General features: G+C 59.2%; 18 protein-coding genes and 1 tRNA gene. 5 read left to right on the top strand and 14 right to left on the bottom strand.

Features of this window, described 5'->3' with window-relative positions:
- Positions 1 to 7: 7 nt before the first annotated feature.
- Genes QP400_RS03245 through pheA form a run of 3 tightly spaced genes read right to left on the bottom strand, consistent with a single transcriptional unit; the run spans position 8 to position 3,329 of the window.
- Positions 8 to 850 carry a type 1 glutamine amidotransferase gene (locus QP400_RS03245; RefSeq protein ID WP_004808336.1) on the bottom strand — a complete coding sequence of 281 codons (843 nt, stop codon included), beginning with the start codon at positions 848 to 850 and terminating at the stop codon, positions 8 to 10.
- Positions 847 to 2,337: a MurT ligase domain-containing protein gene (locus tag QP400_RS03240; RefSeq protein ID WP_004808334.1), complete on the bottom strand. Its 1,491-nt coding sequence runs from the start codon at positions 2,335 to 2,337 to the stop codon at positions 847 to 849. The genes QP400_RS03245 and QP400_RS03240 overlap by 4 nt, the downstream gene beginning before the upstream one ends.
- Before the next feature lie 41 nt (positions 2,338 to 2,378).
- Positions 2,379 to 3,329, bottom strand: coding sequence for a prephenate dehydratase (pheA, locus tag QP400_RS03235; protein ID WP_004808332.1), 951 nt, complete (start codon positions 3,327 to 3,329; stop codon positions 2,379 to 2,381).
- A 54-nt stretch (positions 3,330 to 3,383) separates the two neighbouring features.
- On the opposite strand from pheA, the gene QP400_RS03230 reads away from it, so the two are divergent.
- Entirely contained in the window at positions 3,384 to 8,042 is a 4,659-nt protein-coding gene (locus QP400_RS03230; RefSeq protein WP_048707894.1) for a hypothetical protein, read from the top strand.
- Here QP400_RS03230 and QP400_RS03225 read toward each other — a convergent pair.
- Positions 8,024 to 8,812 (bottom strand): glycosyltransferase family 2 protein, encoded by a 789-nt coding sequence (locus tag QP400_RS03225; RefSeq protein ID WP_004808328.1) that lies wholly within the window; start codon positions 8,810 to 8,812, stop codon positions 8,024 to 8,026. The two genes, QP400_RS03230 and QP400_RS03225, sit on opposite strands and share 19 nt — an antisense overlap.
- Positions 8,813 to 8,992: 180 nt before the next feature.
- On the opposite strand from QP400_RS03225, the gene QP400_RS03220 reads away from it, so the two are divergent.
- From QP400_RS03220 to trxA, 3 genes are all read left to right on the top strand, one after another.
- On the top strand, positions 8,993 to 9,910 hold the full coding sequence (locus QP400_RS03220) for a DUF5926 family protein (RefSeq protein WP_004808326.1): 918 nt from the start codon (positions 8,993 to 8,995) through the stop codon (positions 9,908 to 9,910).
- A gap of 129 nt (positions 9,911 to 10,039) precedes the next feature.
- On the top strand, positions 10,040 to 11,713 hold the full coding sequence (pgm, locus tag QP400_RS03215; RefSeq protein ID WP_040315507.1) for a phosphoglucomutase (alpha-D-glucose-1,6-bisphosphate-dependent): 1,674 nt from the start codon (positions 10,040 to 10,042) through the stop codon (positions 11,711 to 11,713).
- Between the two features lie 50 nt (positions 11,714 to 11,763).
- A complete protein-coding gene (gene trxA / locus QP400_RS03210; RefSeq protein ID WP_285462525.1) occupies positions 11,764 to 12,129 on the top strand; it encodes a thioredoxin in 366 nt (121 codons plus the stop codon).
- Between the two features lie 118 nt (positions 12,130 to 12,247).
- Here the strand turns inward: trxA and QP400_RS03205 are convergent, their stop codons facing one another.
- From QP400_RS03205 to QP400_RS03195, 3 genes are all read right to left on the bottom strand, one after another.
- Complete coding sequence (locus tag QP400_RS03205) at positions 12,248 to 13,243, bottom strand: hypothetical protein (RefSeq protein WP_004808320.1); 996 nt, start codon at positions 13,241 to 13,243, stop codon at positions 12,248 to 12,250.
- Positions 13,244 to 13,344: 101 nt separating this feature from the next.
- Complete coding sequence (locus QP400_RS03200; RefSeq protein WP_004808317.1) at positions 13,345 to 14,046, bottom strand: TetR/AcrR family transcriptional regulator; 702 nt, start codon at positions 14,044 to 14,046, stop codon at positions 13,345 to 13,347.
- A gap of 40 nt (positions 14,047 to 14,086) precedes the next feature.
- Positions 14,087 to 14,581, bottom strand: a complete 495-nt coding sequence (locus tag QP400_RS03195; RefSeq protein WP_004808314.1) for a (deoxy)nucleoside triphosphate pyrophosphohydrolase — start codon at positions 14,579 to 14,581, stop codon at positions 14,087 to 14,089.
- A gap of 62 nt (positions 14,582 to 14,643) precedes the next feature.
- Here QP400_RS03195 and QP400_RS03190 point away from each other — a divergent pair.
- Positions 14,644 to 14,717, top strand: a tRNA-Gly gene (locus QP400_RS03190).
- Between the two features lie 149 nt (positions 14,718 to 14,866).
- On the opposite strand, the gene QP400_RS03185 is transcribed toward QP400_RS03190, so the two are convergent.
- The 7 genes from QP400_RS03185 to QP400_RS03155 form a co-directional block, all read right to left on the bottom strand.
- Complete coding sequence (locus QP400_RS03185; RefSeq protein ID WP_048707901.1) at positions 14,867 to 16,258, bottom strand: ABC transporter ATP-binding protein; 1,392 nt, start codon at positions 16,256 to 16,258, stop codon at positions 14,867 to 14,869.
- A complete protein-coding gene (locus tag QP400_RS03180) occupies positions 16,255 to 16,995 on the bottom strand; it encodes an energy-coupling factor transporter transmembrane component T family protein (protein WP_239659977.1) in 741 nt (246 codons plus the stop codon). Before QP400_RS03180 ends, QP400_RS03185 begins: the two co-directional genes overlap by 4 nt.
- Positions 16,934 to 17,530: an MptD family putative ECF transporter S component gene (locus QP400_RS03175; RefSeq protein ID WP_048707908.1), complete on the bottom strand. Its 597-nt coding sequence runs from the start codon at positions 17,528 to 17,530 to the stop codon at positions 16,934 to 16,936. Before QP400_RS03175 ends, QP400_RS03180 begins: the two co-directional genes overlap by 62 nt.
- A gap of 36 nt (positions 17,531 to 17,566) precedes the next feature.
- Positions 17,567 to 19,315: an ABC transporter ATP-binding protein gene (locus QP400_RS03170; protein WP_048707911.1), complete on the bottom strand. Its 1,749-nt coding sequence runs from the start codon at positions 19,313 to 19,315 to the stop codon at positions 17,567 to 17,569.
- Positions 19,312 to 21,099, bottom strand: a complete 1,788-nt coding sequence (locus QP400_RS03165) for an ABC transporter ATP-binding protein (protein ID WP_048707912.1) — start codon at positions 21,097 to 21,099, stop codon at positions 19,312 to 19,314. Before QP400_RS03165 ends, QP400_RS03170 begins: the two co-directional genes overlap by 4 nt.
- Positions 21,100 to 21,184: 85 nt before the next feature.
- Positions 21,185 to 22,762: a recombinase family protein gene (locus tag QP400_RS03160; RefSeq protein WP_285462524.1), complete on the bottom strand. Its 1,578-nt coding sequence runs from the start codon at positions 22,760 to 22,762 to the stop codon at positions 21,185 to 21,187.
- A complete protein-coding gene (locus QP400_RS03155; RefSeq protein WP_285462522.1) occupies positions 22,759 to 24,009 on the bottom strand; it encodes a recombinase family protein in 1,251 nt (416 codons plus the stop codon). Before QP400_RS03155 ends, QP400_RS03160 begins: the two co-directional genes overlap by 4 nt.
- Between the last annotated feature and the right edge of the window lie 45 nt (positions 24,010 to 24,054).

Below are 24,054 nucleotides of genomic sequence, written 5' to 3'. Positions count from 1 at the left end.
CCGGCCGCTACCGGGAGGCTCGCTCTTGCTGCTGCGCTTTGCCCGCCGCTATCCGCTCCTGCCGCAGCCGCTCTACACCCTCGACCTGGAGGGGAGCAAGGGCGCCCACTGCGCCCGCGAGCAGATAGTCAGCCAGCTGCGGGTTGCGAGCCAGCACCGGCCCATGCATGTAGGTGGCTACCACCGAACCGGAAACGGCGCCCTCTACCGCTCTGCCATCGATGTGGGCGCGGTATCCGTCTGGAATGGCAGTGTCTAGCTGGGCGCCAGCCTGCGCTCCCGCGTCCGAAGAGATGCCGTCGTCAATACGCGGAGCGATCCCGGGCAGCCCGTTGCCGATACCGGCGTGCACGTACCCGAGCGGGCTCACATCCGGGCCCAACATGGTGGCACCACCATGGTTTTCAAATCCCAACAGTTCCTGGTCCAGGCCAGAAATAGCTGGCGAAGTAGCCAGTTCGCCAATTGCGCGGGCTCCCTGCGGCATGGTCACCACATCCAGCAGCCCAGCCCCTGCAGTGCGATTGCCCTTGGCGTCGGAGTACCAGTTGCCCAGCACCTGCAACGCCGCGCACACGGCCAGAACCGGCTTGCCCGCCTCGATGGCTCGCTTCAACCCGTTGTCGCCAGCTAGATGCCTAGAGGCAATAGTCTGGGCAATGTCTTCGCCCCCGCCCAAGGTGTAAATGTCTAGTTCGGAGGGGATGGCTTCGGATACGCCCACGTGGACGACCTCGGCAGGGATACCCCGCCAGTTCGCCCTCTGGGCCAGCACCACGGCGTTACCGGAATCCCCGTAGGTTCCCAGCACCTCGGGCATGAGTACGCCAATACGTAATGCCTCGCTCATTTCATCAGCCCCTTCCTGATTAGTTCGGCGCGTGTATCGCGGAAAGAAGTGTAGTTGAGCAGCATATCCACGCGCCCGCCAGGAATCTTGTCCAGCCCCTGCAGCGGAGTATCCGCATACTGCGCGTCCACTCCGGCATAGCGCAGCCGTACCTGCAGGTCTGCGCCTCTTTCGCCAGTAGCCCACACGCGCGCGCCCGCCAACTTGTCAAAGTCCACGTCCCACAGCCAGGACAGGTCAGTGCCGTCTGCCCGCTGCCCGTTTACGCCTACGACCAGGGCGGCCTGCGGGTCCAGCATGGTGAGCGACTCCTGCCACCCAGCCGGGTTCTTTGCCAGCAGCAGCCGCACCGACTTGCCATTCACATCCAAGCTTGCGTAGCGGCCTGCCACGGCGCTCACCTTCGCGATCCCGGCAGCCCCCTGCTTGGGATCTACGCCGAGGGCGACCGCCGCCGCGAGCGCCTGGGAGGCGTTGCCGCGGTTGGCTCGCCCGGGCAGGTTGACGGTGACTGAGACGGCCCCGGCAGGAGTGTTTGCTTTCATGGTGGCGCCTGGCTGGTAGGAGTCGGCGCTCCAGGTCCAGGTAGGTTCTGGGCGGTAGAAGTCGGTGGGGTTTTTAGCGTCTAAGCCGGACACTGCCTGGCCCGCTTCGTCGGGGCCGGCTGTGGTTTTCCCGCCCGCTAGTTGGAGTTCGTCTAGAGGTACGGAATGCCAGTACACGCCCGTGTCGGTACCGGAGGCTGCCGCCTGTTTGTCGGTGTACAGGATTGCCCCGCCCGTGCGAGGGGCGGTCAGGGAATCACCCGACCAGCCTTTGCCGGCAGCTACCCACACGGGTTTGTGGCTGTCCCAGGCGGCAGAGGTCATCAGCGGGTCATCCACGTTTGCTACGACCGTGGTCTGTGGGTGTTCCACGACGGTGGCACGCAGCCGCCGCTCAATAGTGGCAATCTCGCCTACGCGATCCAGCTGGTCGCGAGAAAGATTTAGAAACACAAGCACGTCAGGGTTTACGGCGGCAGCCACCTTGCGCACGTGCATCTCGTCTACCTCTAGTACGGCCACGTCCGCCGTAGGCTCTTCCATGAGGGCGGAGAGCACGCCCTCGGACATATTGTCGCCGCCGCGATTGGTGGCTACGGTAAGGCCTCCCGCTGCACACGCCTCGGCGATCATGCGGGTGGTAGTGGATTTGCCGTTGGTGCCCGTGATGATCACCGACCGCATCGGGGCAGCCAGCTTTTGCAACAGCTCGGGGCTAAGCTTTTCGGCGACCGTGCCACCGATCATGCCACCGCTGCCCCGCCCTAGGGTGCGGGAGGCCCAAGAAGCGCCCTGCCCCGCGGCTATTGCCAGCAAAGTGCGGATGGAGCTGCCCGACTTTGCTGCTCGGGGCAGGACAGATAGGGACGAGCCCAAATCCTTGGCTGCCCCACCTACCTTCTTTACTGCTGCGGATACCTTGTCCCCTGGAAACTGGTTCATAGATCCGATTGTATGTGCCGAGGGCGCCCGGACGCAGTTCGCTAGATTCCTTCGCCCCGCAATACCGAGTCAACCCAGGCCCGAGCAGCTACAAAGTCCTGGTCCCTAGAACCAATCTCTACCTGGGTTTCCTGGTGGTCTGCACGCGGGTAGGAGCCGATGAACCGGACCTTCTGACAATGCCTGTGCAGGCCGTTCAAGACCGCCTGTACGCGCTCTTCGCGCACGTGCCCTTCCAGGTCTACCGAGAATGAGTAGGTGCCCGGGTGCGCTGCCACCGGGCGGGACTCAATACGCGATAGATTCACTCCGCGGGCCTTCACCTGCTGCAGCATGGACAGCAGTGCGCCGGCCTCGTTAGAACGGAGCGTGATCTGCAGCGTCGTCTTATCCGCCCCGGTTGCCTGCCCAGGCACACCCGGCTTTGCCACCACTACGAAGCGGGTGCGTCCACCACGATTGTCCGCCACGTTTTCCTCCACAACTTCCAGCTGGTAGCGGGTGGCCGAAATGGCACTGCAGAGGGCGGCGTCGTAGCTGGCTTCGCCCTCGGCAAGCAGCTTTGCGCCCGCAGCGGTAGAGGTGGCTGGCACGTGCCGTACGCCCGGCAAATTTTCGGTAAGCCAGTTGCGACATTGCGCCCACGCATGAGGGTGGGTACCTACGCGCTTGATCTCTTCGCGGGCAGTTCCCTTGCGCACGCACAGGGTGAAGCCGACAGGCACGTAGACCTCTCCCACGATGACTAGTGGGGAACCGTGCCCGAGCGAATCAATAGTGGCGTTTACCCCGCCCTCTACAGAATTTTCGATGGGGACAACAGCGCGGACCGCATCGCCGTTGCGGACCGCGTCCAGCGCCGCTTTTTCGCCCGTGCAGGGCAGCGCTTCGGCATCTTCTGGCAGCACCTGGCTGAGCGCCTGCTCACAAAATGTGCCGAAGGGGCCTAGGAATGCCCATCTTTGAGCGTTTGATTGCTGCTTTGCTGCCATGGTTGCCGCCTTTCCTATCAGTGTTTTAAAAAGATACTCGACTAAAGTTGAACCATGATTTCTTGCCCGCCTGTAGAAACCAAGGTCAAGACAGCCATCGTGGCTTTGGTGCTTGGCTTGCTCGCGGTATTGCTTCCGGGGCAGGCCGTTGCAGAGCCTTCCCCCCTACTGCGCCAGCACGGGCACCTGGTTGTGCTTGGCACCTCCGGGCTGCGCTGGCAGGACGTAGATTTTTCCGACCCTGCCTCGCGTCCGTTCGCAAAATTTGCCGAAGAGGGCGTGGTGGCGAATTTGGTAACGCGTTCAACCGCCGCCGTGTCTTGCCCGGCCGACGGGTGGCTGTCGCTTGGCGCCGGGCAGCGGGCAACCATCTCTAGGCGTAGCGGCAAATGCGCGTTCCCGCAAGTACGGGACCAACAGGTACAGGGATGGAAGCAGCTCACTGCGGACGTGATACCGGCCGGGCAGGTGGGCCTCGGGTACTTGCAGGCGGCCCTGGCACAGGATCGCAAATCGGCGGTTGCAGTTGGCCCGGGCGCGGCATTGGCGCTGGCCGACAAGGACGGAAAGCTAGCTCGGCCGGTGTTGCGGAACACGGGCAATTTAGCGGACACGGTGTCCACTGCCGCGCGGGAAAACCATGTGACCGTGGTGGATACCGGCGCGGTTGATCCGGCCAATCCGCCGCAGGTTACTGGCCAGCTAAATCCCACCCCGCAAGGGGGTTACCCGCAGTTGGATCAGAAGGCAAGCGATCGCGTCCAGGTGAGGGCGAAGGTGCGCCAGCTCTCGCAGATCGTGAAGGCCCTGCCCGAAGGCACCCAGGTGATTATTGCTTCTTTGGCCGAGGGCAACCAAGTACCCCACCTGCAACTGCTGGCGATGCAGGCGGACGCGTTTGCCCCCGGGCTAGCAAAGTCGGGTTCGCTGCGCCGCGACGGGCTGGTACAAACAGCAGACCTAACGCAGACGATTCTGCAATCCATAGGGGCCACCCCCGCCGAGAATTCTCCGGGGGCTACCGTGTGGACCGCCGGACGCAGCGGCAAAATAGACTTCCCAGATCGCATCGCCAGCCTGCTGGATCGATCTGTAAAAACTGACACGGCTAGGGTCACCCAGCCGGCATTCTTCATCCTGTGGTTCACGCTAGCCGGGGTAACCATCTTGATCGGATTGGCCAGGTATTTCAGGCGGTCCAAAGGCCGGGCAATAGAGAAAGTGCCCACCGTCCTCGCCCAGCTAACAGCTGCCATCCCGGTTGCTTCACTGCTTGCCAACCTGCTTCCTACCTGGCGTTTCGATACCAATTCCACCGCGAGCGCAGTGGTCATCTCCCTTACTTGCCTAGTAGTGGTGGCGGCAGTGCTAGTAGCACTTGCGCACGGGGTGGCGCGGTGGCTTCGCCCTCATATCCCCCAGTCCGTGGCCAGGCCGCTTAACGCGCCCGTAGTATTGGCGGCCATTACCCTGGTGGTCTTCGCGTGGGTGATCGCTAGTCGCGCTCCCTTGCAGCTAGATTCTGCAACGGGCACCACCACCATTGCGGGCAACCGCTTCTACGGTTCCGGCAACACCGAGTTCACGCTGATGGCCGTCTGTTTCGTGATCCTGGCAGCGTGGAGCGGAAGCGCGCTTTTTGCCGCCGTCCTGGGGCTGGCGCTGGCTGTTATAGACGGCTTTCCTACCATGGGCGCCGACTTCGGTGGCCCACCCGCAATCCTGTTCGTTACCGTGCTGCTGTCCACCTGGCTGCGGGGGAAGAAGGTGCGCCTACGCCACCTGCTGCTTGCGGTGGTGGCCGCCTTCGCGGGTACCGCCCTCTTTGCGGTCATTGACTATTTGCAGGCCCCTCAGGCGCGCACTCACCTGGGTCGCTTCGTTGCCACCGTTATCGAGGGCGGAGCCTGGCCAATTGTGCAGCGCAAAGCCCACGCTGCGTGGCTTACCGTAGCAGGATCGGCAGGGACCCTAGTTGCGGCTTGCCTTTTTGTGATAGCTATCGGCTGCATTGCAGTGGTGCTGTATTCGCCGCGGTTCAGCACGCGCGTGTCTGCCTACCACCGCAATGTCCTTCTTTCGGCCACGATACTGCTGGTCATTGCCTCGCTGAGCAACGACTCGGGAATGCTGATTCTGACCATCGGGCTACTGCTAGTAGGGGTACTTATCTGCGGGGGGCTGTTCAGGATGGCTCTCACTTTGCCAGCAAGAAAAACCAGTTTTATTCGCCTGCCCGCAACCCGCAGGTGGCCTCGGCGCCTGGGGCTGGCCCTGGTCTGCACGGCCCTTTTGGGGGCTACGCTGGCGGCTATCACTGCGAGCCCCTCAGATGCCAACACTCACCAAATCCCGAAGGCAGGCCGCGCACCGGTCGTAGCCGTGTTTACCGAGGGGATCCGGTGGGAAAAGGTCACTGCCCGCACAGCCCCCAGCTTGTACGAGCGGGCGGCATCCGGCAGCTCCGCCAACCTGGTGCCGTTAGCCCTGTCTGGCCCCTCCTGTCCCATCGATTCCTGGCTGACTTTGAATGCCGGCCAGAGGGCGTGGCGCAATTCCCTGGGCGGGTACGAGATTTGTAGTTCGCTGCAGCAGCTGCCCGAGGCCGACGCTGCCTCCTCCAGGCCTGCTCTGCGGCGGTGGGGCTACTATTCGAAAGCCATGGCCCAGATGACCAACAAACCCACGCTGGGCGCCTTGGGCGAGGCCGTTACTGCGCACAACCTGCGCGCCCGCGCCATCGGCAACGGGGCGGGAGTCGCCCTCGCCAACGCCAAGGGCATCCCGCAAGGAACCCTGGTAAAAGCGCCAGCAAACAGCCAAGAGCTGGCAGCAACCGTTGCGAAGGACCTGGGCACATACGACCTGACAGTGGTGGACGCTAACGCTATCAGTACGGTGCAAAACCCTGATCGCGCAGCGGCAGCGACCCGCCGAGCCATCCGTAACGCGAAAGAAGAAACTGGTGAAGAACCCACCGAGGTGCAGGTACGTCCCGAGTTGCGCTCCCTAGACAATCCCGAAGTAAGCGTTGGGTCTAAGCCAGATGTCGAGGACGCAGCCGAAGTTCCCGAAACAGCGTTCTCGATCAAAACCGACCAAGAAGCCTCGACCGATGCGCAGCGGGCAAAACTGGTAGAGAAGCAAGGCGAGCGGCAGCTGGCCCGTCTCGAAGCCGTAGTAAAAGCCATCCCAAAGGATGCACGCCTCATAGTTGTTTCATCGGCAGATTTCGGAGTGCGCTCGTACATGCAAACTGCCGTCTTGGCTGGTCCCGGCGTGAGCCCGGCCAAGCAGGGTGGGCTAGCCCGCTCGTCCTCGGTACGGCAGCGCGGCATCGTGCAGCTGCCAGATGTGGCGGCAACAGTGGGCGACTGGTTGGGCTTTGACATGCCCGGCGCCGGGTCTGCCATCACCAACCAGATTGCCCTGGGCGATGAGTCCATGAATGTGCGCCACGCCTTCCTAACCGACCAGGCCGATAGGGCTTTCGCAATGCGCGACGCGCGCGCTAACTTCTACGGGATGCTGGTGACCTGCACGGTAACGATCATCCTGGTGTTGGCCGTGCTCGCGCTAGGGGTTGGCGCAGGCTTCCACATCGCCAGGTTCTGGCGCGCCCTGTTGCGGTTTAGTTGTTTGACCGTCGCGTCCATTCCCTTGGCCACCTTGGCGCTCTCTGCCTTCTGCTGGTGGCACTTCCAGGACACGCACGCAGCCCTGAACGGAGGCAGTCTAGCCCTGGCAGCGCTCTTGGCGGCGGCCACTCTTGCCGGGCCGTGGCGGCAGGCAGGCGCTCCCGCCCTGGTCATTGCAGGGGCTACCGCGTTCGCGATCGCACTAGACGTAATTACTGGCACGCGCGCATTGATCGATTCCCCGTTCGGCTTCAACTCTCTGGCGGCAGCGCGCTATTACGGGGTCGGAAACGAGACCTTCTCGCTACTTAGCGTGGGCACCATCCTCCTTGCCGGGTGGGTAGGCAGCCAATTTTGCAAGCAGTGGGTAAAGACCGTGGCCGTACTAGGCGTATGCGCCCTCTTCTTATACGTTGACGCGGCCCCCTCAGTGGGCGCCGATTTTGGCGGAATACTAGCATTTATTCCCGGCATTGCAGTGCTGGTAATCCTGATCGGCGGGTACCGATTGCGCTGGCGGTGGGTAGTTCCCATTGCACTGGCAATGGTTGGCGGAGCCGGCCTAGTTGCCCTACTGGATTGGATGCGTCCGGCCTCCTCCCGCACCCACCTGGGCCGGTTCGTACAATCCACCCTAGATGGGGACATGCTGCCCATCATTGTTGGAAAGCTGCAAACCAATTTGCGCCTACTGAGCGTCTCTACCCTGCGCTGGGTGGTAGTGGCCGCCCTCGTCGCGGTGGCAGTATGGCTGTGCTACACCTACCCGCGGTTGCGCGGAAGAAAGGCGCACCTGCCACAACAGATTACGTGGATGGTAGACAAAGCAGCCGTGAAGATCGCGAAACTCGCTGGCTGCGCCATTCCTAACACCGGAACGCGGATGCGCCTACGTGCACTGCCCAAGTGGGTTCACCCCTGCGCGTGGGCACTCCTAACCACGCAGGCGATGGCCTTCGCTCTAAATGATTCGGGAATCGTTCTGCCAGGGGTGGCGGCAATCATGGCAATCCCGGCAGCAGCGGACACCATCTTGGATGCGCTAGTGCGAAACGACTACCTGGAACGCACCTGATAGGGCTGGAAATCGCGCTGCATGCGCTGCGATGCAGCATAATTTTCCGGCTTCAAGTAGTACCCTTCCAGGCGCAGCCGCACAGTGGCTACCTTTACGTCCCGGTACTGGCCTAGCCGGTGCAGCTGCCCGCGCAAATCGTTGCCAGTAGGGCGATGAGAGATGTTGCAGGGCACTTCCAGTGCGGTGTAGCCGGCCCCCAAAACCGAAATAGTCAGCGCGGTTTCTACCGCCCACCCGCTAGAGAGCGGTTGGGCAGCATCAAAGGCCTCCCGAGTAATACAACGCTGCCCCGACAGCGGCTGGGTGGGACGCCACCCCACCGCACATTCGATCGAGTTGCGGGCCAGGCCGGTAACAAATCCCCGCCCACCAGCGCCAGGCTGAGGGGGAAGAACCGCGATCGCCATGTCGCAGCGGCCCTGATTTACGGCCTCGACAAGAGGCGTAGTTTCGGCAGCAGATTCGCCCAGATCAGCGTCAATAAAAAGAAGTAGGTGCGGCTCCGCGCCCTCGGCATCGTGCATCGCCACAATGTTGGCGCCCGTCTCCATGGCCGAAGCCTTGCCACGGTTCACCGTGTGTCGCACCGTAGCTGCGCCAGCATGACGGGCCACCTGCTGCGTGTCGTCGGAAGAACCGTCATCGACCACAACAATCAGGTCGACCCCAGGAATAGCTTTGCAAGCCCGCACGGTACCGGCTATCCGGTCCTGTTCATCTTTAGCTGGGATTACAACCGCAACCTTGCGAGTTTGTGTGTCAGACACTCGATCTCCTGGCCTTTTATTGTCTGCGCGAATGGGCGTTACCAAGTGTAGACCAGTACCGGGAGGTGTCCCACACGGCATAAAATCTACGTAGTAATTTTACATAAAAATTGCAAAGAAACCACATCGCAGCCGGGGCAAAGATAGGGAAAATAGACTGCGCCAGGTACCCTATTTACCATGAGTAAAAAGTCACGCCGCAAGGCTAAGTACGCGGCCCGCCGGGCCCAAATCGACGCCCTCGTTGCCGAAAATGAGAAGAAGGCCCCGAAGCAAGAGGCCTTCACCGTAGAATTCAACGAACGCCCCTTCGCTGGTTTTGCTCGCGAGATCGAGCTGGTTGCCATGCGCGAGATCCTGCCCGCAGCCACCTTGCAGGTGACTGCTAAGGACACTCCGATCATCCTTTGCACCATGCTTCCCCGCAACGCGCAGGCACTGATTCACGACGACGGCACCATCAAGGTGGCCCTGAATACCCGCAACCGCAGTGGGGATGCCGCCCACGACCTGGCCTTGGTCATTGACCGGGCACTGCAGGCACAGCCTGGATCAACCATTGAAGGCTTGGACCCGCGCACCGAGGCGCCGGCTCTGACCGATCTGCTTGATCCCGCCGAGATGGGCACCTTCACCCTGCACAACGATTTCGAGTTCTGGCTAGACGACGCCACCGAACGCACCCCCGAGGTGCAGCACGCCATTGAAGAATCCGCCGATTCTATCGTGCAGATGGGCGAAGTTGCGGGCAACCGCGGCGCCTACTGGGCCGACATGACCCACCCGTTCCTGCGGTGGGTGCTGTCTGAAGAGGAAGAGGACGTGCTGAACGCCCTCGCCCGGCTGCGCGCGGCAGGCAAGCTGAACGTTGGCGAAGGCAGCGAATTCATTGGGGCCTTCCGCGCCTGCGGTCTAGTCGCTCCCGTATTCCAGCTTTCCGACGAGGTCGAAATCGACCACCTGAGTGCAGACCTAGCCGAACCGCTAGATGCGCTTCGCAAGGGACTAGACGCGGCTCTGAAGGATGCCTCCAACCTGACCGACGCCGAAAGGCGTGCCAAGGCTGGTATCGTCTCGCGGCAGGTATCGCTGCGCTAATAAACAGCAAAAACGCAACGTGGAGGCGGACCTACGGGTCCGCCTCCATTTTCTGAGAATCTAGTCCGTCTAATGAAATAGGCCGAAATATCGCAGGCTTTTGCCAGGTTTGGCGTGCACAATAGGAGTATGCACGAAAGAGCTGGAACTAAAGCAACACCCGCAGACCTCATCAACGTCGACGAAGTCCTCTCCGCCTACTACGACATAGTGCCTGATCCTAATAACCCAGATCAGCAAGTCGTATTCGGCACCTCGGGGCACCGCGGCTCCTCTCTTGATGGAGCTTTCAACGAAGCCCACATTGTTGCCACCACCGCGGCAATTGTCGAATACCGCAAGGAACACGGCATCAACGGCCCTCTTTTCATTGGCCGCGACACGCACGCCCTGTCCGAACCGGCCTGGCGCACCGCCCTGCAAGTACTTGTTGCGGCAGGAGTCACCGTCCGCATCGACTCCCGCGATTCTTACACTCCCACCCCCGCCGTCTCGCACGCGATCCTGCATGCCAACGGAGCAAATAGCAGGCACGGGGTGCGTACCGACGGGAACGGGCTGGCTGACGGCATCGTGGTTACGCCCTCGCACAACCCGCCCCGCGACGGAGGCTTCAAGTACAACCCGCCTACTGGCGGCCCGGCAGACACCGACGCGACCGGTCCCATCGCGGACCGCGCTAACGAACTGCTAGCCGACTGGCAATCCATTCCCCGCATTCCGGCAGACGAAGTCCTTTCCGATGCGCACGTGGAACGCTACGACTACCTGGGTTCGTACGTAGACGATCTAGCTTCGATCATTGACATGGACGCCATTCGCGACGCTGGCATCCGCATCGGCGCTGACCCGCTCGGCGGCGCTTCCGTAGACTACTGGGCCGCTATTGCCGAGAAGTATGCGCTAGACCTGACCGTAGTAAACCCCACCGTCGATCCCACCTGGTCTTTCATGACCCTGGACTGGGACGGCAAGATCCGCATGGACTGCTCTTCGCCCTCGGCAATGGCATCGCTGCTAAACGCGATGACTCCCGACAAGGATGGGCACACCCCATACGACATTGCGACCGGCAACGACGCAGATTCCGACCGCCACGGCATTGTCACCGCTGATGGGCTCATGAATCCGAACCACTACCTGGCCGTAGCGATCGAATACCTTTACACGCATCGGCCGCAGTGGTCTGCCGACTGCGCGGTTGGCAAAACCTTGGTTTCCTCCAGGTTGATCGACCAGGTGGCCGCCAACTTGGGGCGCAACCTGATCGAGGTACCAGTAGGCTTCAAGTACTTCGTGCCCGGCCTGCTAGATGGCAGCATTGGCTTTGGCGGCGAAGAGTCCGCGGGAGCCTCATTCCTGCGCCGCAACGGCGAGGTGTGGTCCACTGACAAGGACGGCATCATCATGGCGCTGCTGGCATCCGAAATTTTGGCTGTTACTGGGAAGACGCCCTCGCAGCTTCACAAGGAACAGGTAGAGCGCTTCGGGAAGCCTTCCTACGCGCGCGTTGATGCTGCGGCTACCAAGGAACAGAAGGCCAAGCTGAAGGCGCTTTCGCCTCAGGATGTGGCAGCTGACGAGCTTGCTGGCGAGCCCATCACCGCCAAATTGGTGAAGGCTCCAGGCAACGACGCTCCCATTGGCGGACTGAAGGTAACTACAAGGAACGCGTGGTTCGCTGCGCGGCCTTCCGGCACCGAGGACGTGTACAAGGTTTATGCTGAATCGTTCCTAGGGGACGATCACCTGAAGCAGGTTCAAGCAGCCGCCCAGGAAGTAGTCGCCGCGGCGCTAAAGTAAACTGGCTGGGCCTTTAGCCTTCCAGTGCCCTCTAACTTTTAAGGAGAGTCATGGCAACCCAAGAACTGACCATTGAAAACTTCCCACAGATTGTCGAAAAAGGCATTGTGTTCATCGATTTCTGGGCTACCTGGTGTGGCCCGTGCCGGCAGTTCTCGCCGATCTACGACAAGGTATCCGAGAAGCACCCGGATATTGTGTTCGGCAAGGTAGACACCGATGCGCAGCAGGAACTGGCCGGGATGGCACAGGTACAGTCCATCCCAACCGTCATGGCATTCCGTGACGGTGTGGGCGTATTCCGCACTGCGGGCGTCATGTCCGCTTCCGAGCTGGAAGCGATTATTCAGCAGGTACGCGACCTGGACATGGACAAGGTTCGCGCCGAGGCGGAGGCTGCCGAAGAGCAGGGTTAGCCTCAGCAATACTTTCCGCCCGCCTGGACCCGGTCTTGTGACTGGTGAGCCCAGGCGGGCGTCTTGTATAAGGATGTTTTCCGTTCAGGGCGAAGGTGGCGTTCTGGGGAGTGATTGGCTAGAGCTTGGCTATGCCAGCCGGCCCAATTTTGAATCCGCTACCGGTCTGGGCGTTCCAGCACTGGACGGATTCGCCCAAGCTAGTGCAAGCGAGCTTGCCGCTGGCGGCGCTCTGCCCGTCCTCTAGCGTCTGATATTCGGGATCGCGGGTTCCACTTTCTACGCTGGTAACGCCTTGAATCTGCCCGGAAGAATCCATCACTCCGCGCAGGGGCCGGCCTTCTTCCCCACCGAATTCTTGGTGTTCATAAACCAGGCAAGCTACCCTGTTGGCATTAATTTGACAGGAGATGTTGCCGTTCCCGGTGGCAAAGCCGGGCATGGAATGTAGCGCGTCTTTAGGGATGGGGCTGGCATCCGGAGTGGGTTCTTCTTCTGTGGTTGCCTCGGTTGTCTTGGTACTGGGGCTGCTGGGCTTGTGCTCCTCAGTCTGGCTTACTTGCGGGGCCTGCCCATCCGGGATCCAGGTTTCTTCTTTATACGTCTTTTCCGTTACCTGCGGTTCGGCTGATCGCGAGGGCGAGGGCTCGGGGGAAGGCGTGCTCTTTTGCCGGTACTTTTTGGTCTTTACGCTTGCGGACGGCGAAGAAGTGGGCTGGCTAGTCGTAGAGGTGGTAGGAGCCGTCATGGGAACTGACCGAGTGGGGGTGCGATGCGAGTCGATTACCGCCAGGGCAGCCCCGCCGATCCCGAGGCCGGCAACCAGCAAAACTACTGCCGTTATGGCGGTCGCCTTGGGCGCTTTGACGGATTTTTCTTTGGCCGGTTTCACTTCGGCTTTAGCGGGCTCATTCTTTGCCAGGGCGCCACTAATGGCTGAGGCGCCACCTGCTACGATGCCGTTTTTTGTGCGGGTAACGGTGGCAAATAATCCATCATTTCCCAGCCGCGATGCGCCACCTGTAGAAGGTTTTGCCGAAGAATTATTTTGGGCACGTGAGGTATAACCGACTTGTTCTGGCCGGTTTCCCTTTGTTGGTTCTACGTCACCCACAGTATGGAGGGTACAGGCAATCCTGTATGAAAGCTAGCGTAAGTGCTGCATCTAGCAGGAAAGTCGCCCTAGTTATTACCGTGGGCGTTAGCGCCGAGGCCCTAGTGGTGTACCGGGCAAGCACTTGCCCCGAATTCGTCCACCGCATGTTCTAGTGAGCCTGAACGACGCAGTTGTTCGAACACTGCCATTCCAGGCACGTTGATGACCTCGGCTGCCACCCCTACCGCACGCAAGATGAATGACTGTACGGACAGAATCAGATACTCGCGGGCCATTGGCTCCTTGGGGAGGGTTCGTCCCGCAAGCGTGGCGTTGATCAGCGAAACCAGGATTGTGGTGTCCTGTTCCGGAATCTGCTTGGATTCCATTAGCTCTTTCAGAAGCCGTTCAAGAATTGCCGCCACCTTGTCACCATGGTGGTGCAGTTTTTCTTCAGTTTCTTCGGAGACCACTTTGCGCAAGTCCCTGCCGGGCGCCAGCGAATAGGCGGCCCCCAGCTCAAGCTGACTGCGAATATAGACGCGCAGGCCGTGCACCGGATCCACAATGTGAGTCAGCGAGGCTTCCAGTTTTTGCGAATACTGTTCGGTTTCGTGGGCAATAAAAGCTAGGAGTAGCGCTTCCTTGTCTGGGAAGTGGTTGTACACAGCTGTGCGCCCAACGCCGGCAGTCTTGGCGATTTCGGCCATAGTTAAAGATTCGAAGGCACGTTCTGACAGCAATTCAGACAGAGCCTCGAAAAGGCGATTGCGTGTGCGCTGGCGATGTTCCGCCAGCGTCGATCCGATAATTTTGGGCACTCTTACATTCTGCCAGTTTTATACGTAGATGACACCCTGTTCAGAAAAATTTCTTTGGCAACTTTGCCCACGCTTTTATGTAATGCCATGCGGCTTGCACAATAGGTTGGTCTGGGGCTAGCCAGGGCAATACGTGCGATTCACCTTCGGTTACCCACTTAAGAATGCTGTGCGAGCCGGTTGTGTGCGGCGTCTGCCCTGCCGGGTCCAGCACGGCGAAGAATACTCGCATGCGCATGTCGGCAAGGATTGGCCAGAAGCCGGTAGCGCCCTGCCCTTCTTGTTGGCGGGGCAGTAGTTCTGGGCCTACGCGCACTGTTATTTGCAATTCTTCTTGCAATTCTCTTTCGAGGGCGGCTGTGGGCGTTTCGCCCAGTTCAATTTTGCCGCCAGGGAATTCATATTGGCCTGCAAGGTCTTCTGGGTAGGAGCGGGCGGCAGCGAGGATCTTTTCTGGCGTGTTGGCGTCGTTTATGATCACTGCTGCGACGACTGTGCGAGGGGTGACGGCAAGGGGCGTGTTGTTTGTGTCCATTTTGTTTCGGTTTTGGCGTGCACGGTTCTGTTTTGCTATGCTACAACTCGACGCTAAGTAATGCGGGTGTAGTTCATCGGTAGAACGACAGCTTCCCAAGCTGTAAAGGCGGGTTCGATTCCCGTCACCCGCTCCACTTAGACGTCGAAAATGATAAGTACCCTTTTGCGTTAGCGAGTATGCCCCAAGGGGGTCAAGAAATTCCCTTCCGTTAGCGAGTGTGTAGCGCGTTTGCTCTGACCTGCAGAAACGCTTTCCTCTCTTTCGACTGAGTGAGCGTTTGCGTTAGCAGGCGTTGATTTGGTCGAGGCGGACGCTATGGTTGGCGGCTTCGGTAACGAGTTCAGCGTCGTGGGTGATGACGATGACGACGGCACCAGTGTCAGCGAGTTTGCGCATCACTTGTGAGATCGCGACGAGGTGCTTGTAGCCCACACCTGATGTCGGCTCGTCGAAAATGTAGACCTTCTTGTTCGCAGCAAGTGCTGTGGCGATGACAAGGCGTTGGCGTTGCCCACCAGACAGCGCTTGCGGATGATCGGACTCGTGGTCGGTGAGGTCGAGTTCTTTAAGGATCGCGTGGGCGTCGATGTGTTGTTTTTCGACTCTGGTTGCCCCGAGCGTAACTTCGTCAATGACTGTGTCTGAGAATAGCTGCCGGGTGGGGTCTTGCATGACAAGGTATGCGTCCCGGCTGGCGAATTTTTGCCCATTGAGTGTGATGGATGCACCTTTGGCTTTTTCGAGTCCGCAGATGATGCGTGCCAGTGTTGATTTTCCTGACCCGCACGGGCCTAACAGTGCGGTGATTTTCCCTGCCGGGAAGAGCAGATGGCCGATGTTGAGAACCGGGTTTCCGTGGCGGTAGGCGAAGGTGAGGTTGTCAATCTCAAGCCCATCTCCTGCCGGTTCCGGAAGTTGTGGCATAGGCACAGTCACTAGGGATCGCAGCCCAAGCTGTTTACGCTCCTCATCTGGCATGGCATAAAACTCCTCGCCGGTTGCGGTGAGGGCGATGTTGCCTTTGTCGAAGCAGTAGACACGGTCAGCAATCTCGGAAAGGAAACTTAGCCGGTGTTCAGCAATGATGATGGTGTGTCCATCGGTTTTGAGCATGGCGATGAGTGTGGCGAGTTGGTCGATAACGTCAGCGGACAAGTTCGCGGTCGGTTCGTCGAACACGATCAGCGACGTGTTGTTGCACATGGCGACGGCGCAGGCCACGCGTTGCATCTGCCCACCCGACAGTTGTGTGACGCGGGATTCCAGCAGGTCAGCGATACCTAACTCGGCTGCAACCTCGTCAATGCGCACACAAATCTCTTGAGGGTCGCGGCCGAGGTTTTCTGGGCCGAAGGCGAGTTCTTGGCGCACGTGGGTGGTGTAGAACTGGGTGCGCGGGTTTTGAAACACTGTCGAACAGTGGTGGGCAAGCTCTGATAGGTCTGCTCGTGCCACGTCAATGTCGTCGACTGTGACGGTTCCGGTGAGGTCGCCGTCGTGGAAGTGCGGGATGAGCCCGTTAAACAGCCGTAGCGCGGTGGTTTTCCCCGACCCTGACGCGCCACACAGCAAGGTGACGGTTCCAGGTGTGATGGTGATGGTTGCGTCATTGATTGAGGGGTGGTCTGCTCCCCGATAGGTGAAGGTGACCCCAGTTGCTTGGGCTGTTGTCATAGGGTGATTCTCCATATCGCGAAGCTGATAACGATGAGCAGAATGACCGCGTCGATCACACGGAATTTCACGACCGTGACTGAGGTGGGCTTTGCGGTTCCGCCCAGTCCGCGTACAAGGGCGGCCGATGCCAGTTCGTCTCCGCTGCGTACCACGGTCGATAGCAGCGGGATTGTGAAGTACTGGGCCGAACGCAGGGAAAGCGCGGACATGCCGCGTAGTTTCATGGCATCTGAGATCGCTTTAACCTCGTGGCCGATCACGGGCAGCACACGTAACGCGACTGAGATCGGGATCGTGAAACAAGTCGGGATCCGTGAGCTGGCGAGTGCTTTTTGCAAGGTGGCAGGTCGGATCACGCCGATCGCGTAGGCTCCCATTCCTGCGCTGACACTGAATCGCCACATCCACTGCAAAAACAGCACGAGGAACGCGCTGGCCGTTGACTTCCACACCAGTGGTATCACGAAGACGAGTGTGCCGAGAGCCGCAAACGTGGCCAGGTAGACGGCCACCCAGCTCGGGCGCACGAGCGTGTTGGGGTTGATCGTAGCGCTCGCCAGCATCACGGCGGCGAATCCGCCCAGAGCACACACGAACCACGGCGAGTAGGCACTGTAGATCGTGGTGGAGACGATGACGAGCGCTACGATAATCGTGCGCGGGTCGGGAAGTTTAGACAAGACCGGCCCGTTCAAAGTGTTTGCGCGCCACTCGGGTTCCCAACAGACCAGCAAGCCAGCCAACGATGAGCATCACGACGAAGAAGCCCAACAGAATCGGAATCGTGACAACCTGCGCCATCTTCGCGGCATACTCGGCACCCATTTGTTCGGCGATCTGCGACATATATGCGTCTTGGTTCATAAATAGCGGCATCCACGGGGAAACATAGATTGGCAGGATAAACAGTGCATATGCCAGCGGGACACGAACTTTCACGTTCTTCGGCCCCTTGGTGATCACCAAGTCAGCGAGCAGGCCGAACACAGCGGCGATCGCGATTCCTCCCACCCAATGACCCGTTACGAAGAAGAGGGCTTCGATGAGGATCAGCATGATGGTCAATGCCCCCATCTTCGGAGTGCGGGCAGTAAACAGCGCGAACACGGTGCCGTTGACGAGAATGGAGAGTAAGAAACCGGCATACATGGCGGCGGGGATGAACCCGAGCATTCCGAATGCAAACACGATGACAAACATCAAAGCGGTGAAGACGCCGATATTGATGAAGTCGCGCGCGTTGAGGCGCGAGGATGTGGGTGTGGACATAGTTTTTCCTTTCATGATTGTGAACAGTGCTGTGTTTTAGACGAGTTGCCATCCGGCGGCGTTGATGCGTTCTTGCCAGAAATCGCGGTATTGACCTGGCTGGTTGACCAGCTCGTCGTGGCACCCGCGCTGGGCGATACGCCCACCGTGGGAGAGCACAATGATTTGGTCAGCTGACCGAATGGTTTCCAGTTTGTGGGCGATGACAATAAGTGTGGAGTGTTTGCGTAGCTCATTCATCGCCGCAACAATGTTGGCTTCATTTTCCGCGTCCAACGCGCTGGTGGCCTCATCGAACAGCACAATCGGAGCTTTCTTCACCAAGGCGCGAGCGATGGACACTCGTTGGCGTTCCCCACCTGACAGTGCACGCCCGCCAGAACCCGCCAATGAATTCCAGCCGTCTGGGAGGCGGTTGACGATTTCCGTCACGCCCGACAGGTCAGCGGCCCACCTGATTTCTTCATCGGTAGCTTTAGGGTTGCCAAGGCGAATGTTGGCCTCGAGCGTGTCATTGAATAAATAGACGTCTTGGAAGACCAGGGATATCTGGCGCATCAAATCTTCGGTGGTCTGCTCGCGCACATCAACCCCGCCAACGCGTACGCTGCCGGACTGCACATCCCAGAAACGTGCAACCAACCTCGCGATTGTGGTTTTTCCGCAGCCGGAAGGGCCAACCAGGGCACACATGCCGCCTTGCGGGACATGGAAGGAAATATCACGGAGAACCGGGGTGTCCGGATCGTAGCCGAAGGCGACGTCCTCGAAACGAACATCACCAGGAGCGCTCACCGGGGTGGAGACATCGGGTTCGGACAGTTCGGGAGCGTCCATGACCTTGTCGACGTGATTCATCTGCTGGCGGCGTTCTTCCAGCCCGGTCATGCAGCCACCGATGTCTTGGAGCATGGTGGTGAACCGCAGGCACATGCCGATGGTGACCACAGCGTTCAACGCATTCATCTGCCCGCCGAGGGCGAGTTGGGCGGTCAGCCAAATCATTACCACGACAAGGGCTTGGACGAACACTCCGTTTATCAGGTTCGCTAATGTTTCGATCCACAATGCTTTGCGGCTTTTGCGGTCAGCCTGTTTGAATGCCCGATCAAGGGCCGGGTAGTCATCGGCGACATGGCAGGAGCGCAGCGCGCCTTGGCAGGTGGCGAATTCGACCATGCGAGCCGCCAGCTCCGATTCTGCTGGTTCGGAAACCTGCTTGCCCTTATCGAGAAGCACACGGGAGATATGAAGGAAGGCGAGCATGATCGGGAAGGCGATCGTCAAGGTCAGTCCCAGCCGCCAATCCCAGAACCACGTGCCCACAGTGATCACCAGCACGGCTGAGAGTTTTTGGACGAGGGAAAAAATGAAATGTGCCGCCGACTCACCCAAGTTCATCATTTCCTGGGTGACCATGCGCGACAGCCGTCCAGAACTACCCGAATCGAACACTCCCAACGGTAGGCGGGCTACCTTGTTGCCGACCGCTTGGTGTACGTCGTGAATGAACCCGAGGGCCCCGATATAGCCGGTGCGCATGCCATAAAACTCCGTGCCCACGCCCAGCACCGCGATTACCGCCAAGGCGATGAGCCATCCCCAAAACGATAACCCCCACACCGGCATTCCGGTCGCTAGGGCACTTGCTGCGGGAAGCAGAGTCAGCAGGGCAAAGCCGTGACACAGTCCTGAGACCGCACCCCACGCTTGACCGACCGAGAGGTCTCGCCACGAGGCGGGTTCCATCAAACGCTTAAAGCGTGGCAGCAATAGTTGATTCATCGTGTCATCTCCTCGCATGCACCTTGGGCAAGAAGTGCCTGATAGTGCGCATTACCCACCAGCTCGTCGTGTTTACCGACCACAGCAATGCGCCCGCGTTCCATGACGACGATTTGGTCTGCCCCTCTGATCGAGGCCAGTCGGTGGGCGATCACAATCACGGTTCTGCCTTTGGCAAGAGTCGAGAGAGCTTGTTGGATTTTCGATTCCGATTCCGGGTCCGCCATCGCCGTCGCCTCGTCCAACACCAACACTGGGGCATCAACCATGAGCGCCCGGGCGATCGCGATACGGGCTGCCTGCCCGCCCGAAACGTGGGTATCCTCACCCAACACAGTGTCGTAACCATCTGGCAGGCTCATGATGAACTCGTCGATCTGCGCCGCCCGCGCCGCCTGCCGCACCTGATCCAAGGTTGCGTCTGGCGCGCCTAGGGCAATGTTGTTGTGGATGGTGTCGCGAATAAGCTGTGCATCTTGCAGGACGAATGCGACCGTCGAATACAACACATCCTGGGAAATGCTCTTTAGATCAACCCCGCCAATAGTGATCGTGCCAGCGTCCGGGTCATCGAAGCGGGCAATCAAACTCGCCAACGTCGACTTTCCCGTACCCGAAGGCCCAACCAGCGCAGTCACCGTCCCCGCCGGAATTCTCAGGCTCACCTCGTCTAACGCTTGGGTCTCGTCATAGGCATACGACACACCCCGAATCTCAATATCATGACCCTTTGGCGTCTGCGGCGCATCGGGCTGACTCAACGCCGGTAGCTCCATGACGTTCACCAACCTCACTGCCGCAGACCCTGCGAGCTGGTACGACCAGGCGATGGTTGCGATTGCCATCAACGCTCCCGGCAACACCAAGGCGATCAACGTGGTCGTTATCACCTCGTAGATGCTCACCCAACCGGCGTTCATCATCAACGCGCCACCGCCAAGGTTCACGATCAACAACACCGGGATCGACACCCACGAAAATGAGGCGACCGACATCGACACCAGCGGCATACACCACGCCCGGTAGAACTTAGAAAACTCGTTAGCTGCATCTAAATAGGCTTTATGTGCTTGGCCGACCTTGCCGAACGCTTTCACCACTGAGATACCGGCAACGAACTCGGCCATCGTTGCCGAAACCTGAGCGAGCTTGGTGTCCATTTGCGCGGTCTTCTCATTCATCCCACGCATCGACATGCCATACATGCCCACATAAATCGGAATCGTCGCAATCGACAGCAGAGCGAGCCGCCAATCCACCACGAACGCATAGGCCAACAAGGCGAGCGGGGATACGATCGCGTTCAGTTTCTCAATCGGCCCGTGCGCAATCACTGTGTGCACCGTGGCCGTATCATCCTGAATGGTCTTGCGGATCTTTCCCTCACCCTCGCGGGTAAACCACGACAGCGGAGCAGTCGACATGCGGGCGGCAATCTGGCGGCGCATTTGATTACGCAACGACAGGTCAATAAAATGCGTCACGCCCAATGCAACAAAATATAAGGTCAACCGGGCCATGTATGCGCTGACGAGGAGCATCACGATCCAGTTCACCCGCGCCGGGTCCACCCGGTCTTGCATCAGCGCAGCTCCCAGCTCCACCAAAGCCACATAGGGTGCGATAGCCAACACACCAGAGGCGAACGCTAAGACCTGCGCGACAAACAGTTTGCCTTTCACTGGCTGCGATAGCTGACGGATCGCGTTCTGGCCAGCGACAGATTTTTCCTTCGCCGACCCATACTCGCCTTCAACAACCTGATCCATTACAATATCGTCCACGCAAACACCATCCTTATTAGATAAGGGTAACCTTACTTTATTTCTGGGAGGTGTACCTAACCGTGCACGTCAACTGATATGAGCATCACCCTTTCAGGGCAATCCTCACCTGTTCACCGGTGCGGAACACGAACCGGATCCCGTCCTCGTCTACGATGGCGTGGTCGATGAGAGCGCTCCACTGTGAGGGGCGGAACTCGCTCACAGGTTCGCCCGTGAGATCGTCGAGGGCTGTAGTCACGGCCGCATGTTTGGCTGTCTTTGCTGTGATGTCGGCTTCGAGGCTTGTTTTACGTGCGAGTGTCTTACGGTAGGCAGTATCGAGTTCGGTGTACTTGTTTTGGTAGGCGTCCTGGTCGAGCGCGCGTTGCTGGTTTTCCGCAATCAGCGCCTCGATTTGCTCGGTCAGCTCCACGATTTTCGCCTGGCAGGCGGCGGCCTGTTCTTCCAACCTGCTCGTATCGAACATGTCGCCAAGCACCTGCGGTAGCTGGCTTTGCTGCGGACGGCAGGCGATCAGTTGATTGAGCGCTTGGACGAAAGAATCCTTGATCTGCTCGTCTTTCACCGTCGCGCTGCTGCAGGGATGTTCGTCTGTGTATTTGTGGTTGCATTGCCATACTGTGTATTTGTATTTCGTGTTCGACGCCCACGTCTTACGCCCATACCACGCCCCACACTGAGAACATTTCAGCCTGGTGGAGAACAAGCCGACTTTCGCTGACGATATGTTGCCATGCCTGGTGGCGAGTTCGTATTGCACCTGATCCCAGATGCGCGGTTCGATAATTGGCTCGTGATTGCCTGTTACGTAGTATTGGGGCACTTCACCCTCGTTGACCTTCATCTTCTTAGTAAGGAAATCGGTGGTGAACGTCTTTTGAAGAAGGGCGTCGCCCTTGTATTTTTCGTTGGACAGGATGGAGCGCACTGTCGAGGTTGACCACACTTCTTTCCCGCGCGGGGTGAGAATCTTGCGGGCAGCGAGCTCGGTTTTAATCTCACTGATCGCCATCCCGTCAAGGAAAAGCTGGTAGATCAACCGCACGGCCGGAGCCTGCGTCTCGTCAATGACGAGGCTGCCATCCGCGCCTTTCTTGTATCCGAGTAGGGATTTGTAGGGAACCATGACTTTCCCATCGGCAAAACGTTTCCTGTGCCCCCAGGTCACGTTCTCGGAGATCGAGCGGGATTCTTCTTGCGCCAAGCTCGACATGATCGTGATCAATAGCTCGCCTTTGGCGTCGAAGGTGTAAATATTTTCCTTCTGAAAATAGACCTCGACACCTGCATCCTTGAGCTTGCGCACGGTAGTGAGCGAGTCGACGGTGTTGCGAGCAAACCGGGACACACTCTTGGTGAGGATCAGATCGATTTTACCTGCCAGGGCGTCATCGATCATGGTTTGGAAACCTTCGCGACGTTTCATAGAGGTGCCAGAAATACCTTTATCGCAGTACATGCCCGCGAACTGCCAATCATTACGTGAGCGAATATAGGTGGTGTAGTAGTCAATCTGAGCCTCGTAGGAGGAGGTTTGTTCTTCCATCTCGGTAGAGACGCGAGCGTAGGCGGCGACCCGCCTGCGTGCCGGTGCGCCAGATGAGGCTGTGAGATTCCCAAGTTTCTTTGTTGCGGGTATCGCGGTGACGGTGCGGTTCATGCCAGCCTCCCCTCACTGGTTAACCCCACTGGTGTCATGGTTCCATCCGCGAGGTGGAAGGTGAGCTGATGCTCGAAGGCCTCGATCATCACGATCTGCTCGCCAACCTGGACGGGGTCGAAACTTTGGGTGCCGAGCATGTCTGCGCAGGCGTGTTCGAGGAGTGTTTCGCGCAGGTTGTGCCCCCTACAGGGATTGCCGTTCCCGGTGCAGGCACTCCAGCAGCGCCAGAACTTGTATGAGGTTCCAGACTTGTAGGTGCGGGTTTTGCGTTGATAGTTCTTCCCACACGCGCCGCAGCAGATCCGCCCGGTGAATACGCCCGTGTTCTTTGACGGGGTGGCAGCCGGGCCCGCCTCACGCCTGTGCGCGATTTCTGCTTGCACCGCGTCAAACATCGCCTCATCAATGATCGCTGGGAGGGCTTGCTCGACCCAGTATCGCGGCAGCTCCCCGTCGTTGAAGGAGCGTGTGGGTGCTTGGATTGTGGGGCGGTACATTTTCTGTAGCATTTGGCAGCCCTTGTACCGCTCATTTTCGAGCATGCGACGAAACACGGATCCGTAGAACCGTCCCCCTCCCCGAGAGCGTTTACCTTCAGCATTGAGCATCGTCGCGGTTTTCTCCGGGCTGATCCCATCGAGATAATTGGCAAACAGTAGGCGCACGATCTTGGCTTCTTCTTCGACGATGGTGAACTGGCAGTCTGCCCATTGGTATCCATAGACAACGAAGGAGTTTGTTCCACCGTTCTTGTACCGGTTGCGGATCGCCCATTTGACGTTCTGGGATAGTGAGCGTGATTCTTCTTGGGCGAACGAGGCCAGCAAGGTTAACAGCAGTTCCCCGTCAGCGCTAAGGGTGTCGATCTGTTCGCGTTCGAATCGCACGGCCACGCCCAGGTCTTTCAGCTCACGGACCGTAGCGAGCAGGTCGACAGTGTTGCGGGCCAGGCGTGAGATCGATTTACACAACACAATATCGACAACCCCACTCCTGGCTGTGTCCATCAGGTCGGCCAGGCCTTGCCGGGATTTCGTTGACGTGCCAGTAATACCCTCATCGGTGAACACGCCCGCATAGGCCCATCCGGGCGTGGACTGGATCAGGCGCGAATAATACGAAACCTGCGCCGATAGGGATGCTAACTGCTCGACGGCGTTGGTTGAGACCCTCGCGTATGCCGCCACGTTGACCAGTTTCGGGGTCGGCGGCCGAACTGGTGTCACCACACTGATGTGTGCCACGTTTTCTCCTTTCGTGTTAGGTCTATACACGCTCTAAAGGCGGTG

This window comes from Winkia sp. UMB3158 (assembly GCF_030217145.1).
Taxonomy (GTDB): Bacteria; Actinomycetota; Actinomycetes; order Actinomycetales; family Actinomycetaceae; genus Winkia; species Winkia anitrata.
The sequence above is the reverse complement of the archived record's forward strand: the minus strand, read 5'-3'. Positions and strand labels throughout refer to the sequence as shown.

What these genes read in the sequence shown, in the direction of transcription:
- QP400_RS03170 (WP_048707911.1), bottom strand. Translation starts at nt 19,315, where the DNA reads ATGAATCAACTATTGCTGCCACGCTTTAAGCGTTTGATGGAACCCGCC.
- QP400_RS03230 (WP_048707894.1), top strand. Translation starts at nt 3,384, where the DNA reads ATGATTTCTTGCCCGCCTGTAGAAACCAAGGTCAAGACAGCCATCGTG.
- QP400_RS03185 (WP_048707901.1), bottom strand. Translation starts at nt 16,258, where the DNA reads ATGACAACAGCCCAAGCAACTGGGGTCACCTTCACCTATCGGGGAGCA.
- QP400_RS03160 (WP_285462524.1), bottom strand. Translation starts at nt 22,762, where the DNA reads ATGAACCGCACCGTCACCGCGATACCCGCAACAAAGAAACTTGGGAAT.
- QP400_RS03240 (WP_004808334.1), bottom strand. Translation starts at nt 2,337, where the DNA reads ATGAACCAGTTTCCAGGGGACAAGGTATCCGCAGCAGTAAAGAAGGTA.
- QP400_RS03220 (WP_004808326.1), top strand. Translation starts at nt 8,993, where the DNA reads ATGAGTAAAAAGTCACGCCGCAAGGCTAAGTACGCGGCCCGCCGGGCC.
- trxA (WP_285462525.1), top strand. Translation starts at nt 11,764, where the DNA reads ATGGCAACCCAAGAACTGACCATTGAAAACTTCCCACAGATTGTCGAA.
- QP400_RS03175 (WP_048707908.1), bottom strand. Translation starts at nt 17,530, where the DNA reads ATGTCCACACCCACATCCTCGCGCCTCAACGCGCGCGACTTCATCAAT.
- pheA (WP_004808332.1), bottom strand. Translation starts at nt 3,329, where the DNA reads ATGGCAGCAAAGCAGCAATCAAACGCTCAAAGATGGGCATTCCTAGGC.
- QP400_RS03245 (WP_004808336.1), bottom strand. Translation starts at nt 850, where the DNA reads ATGAGCGAGGCATTACGTATTGGCGTACTCATGCCCGAGGTGCTGGGA.
- QP400_RS03195 (WP_004808314.1), bottom strand. Translation starts at nt 14,581, where the DNA reads ATGGACACAAACAACACGCCCCTTGCCGTCACCCCTCGCACAGTCGTC.
- pgm (WP_040315507.1), top strand. Translation starts at nt 10,040, where the DNA reads ATGCACGAAAGAGCTGGAACTAAAGCAACACCCGCAGACCTCATCAAC.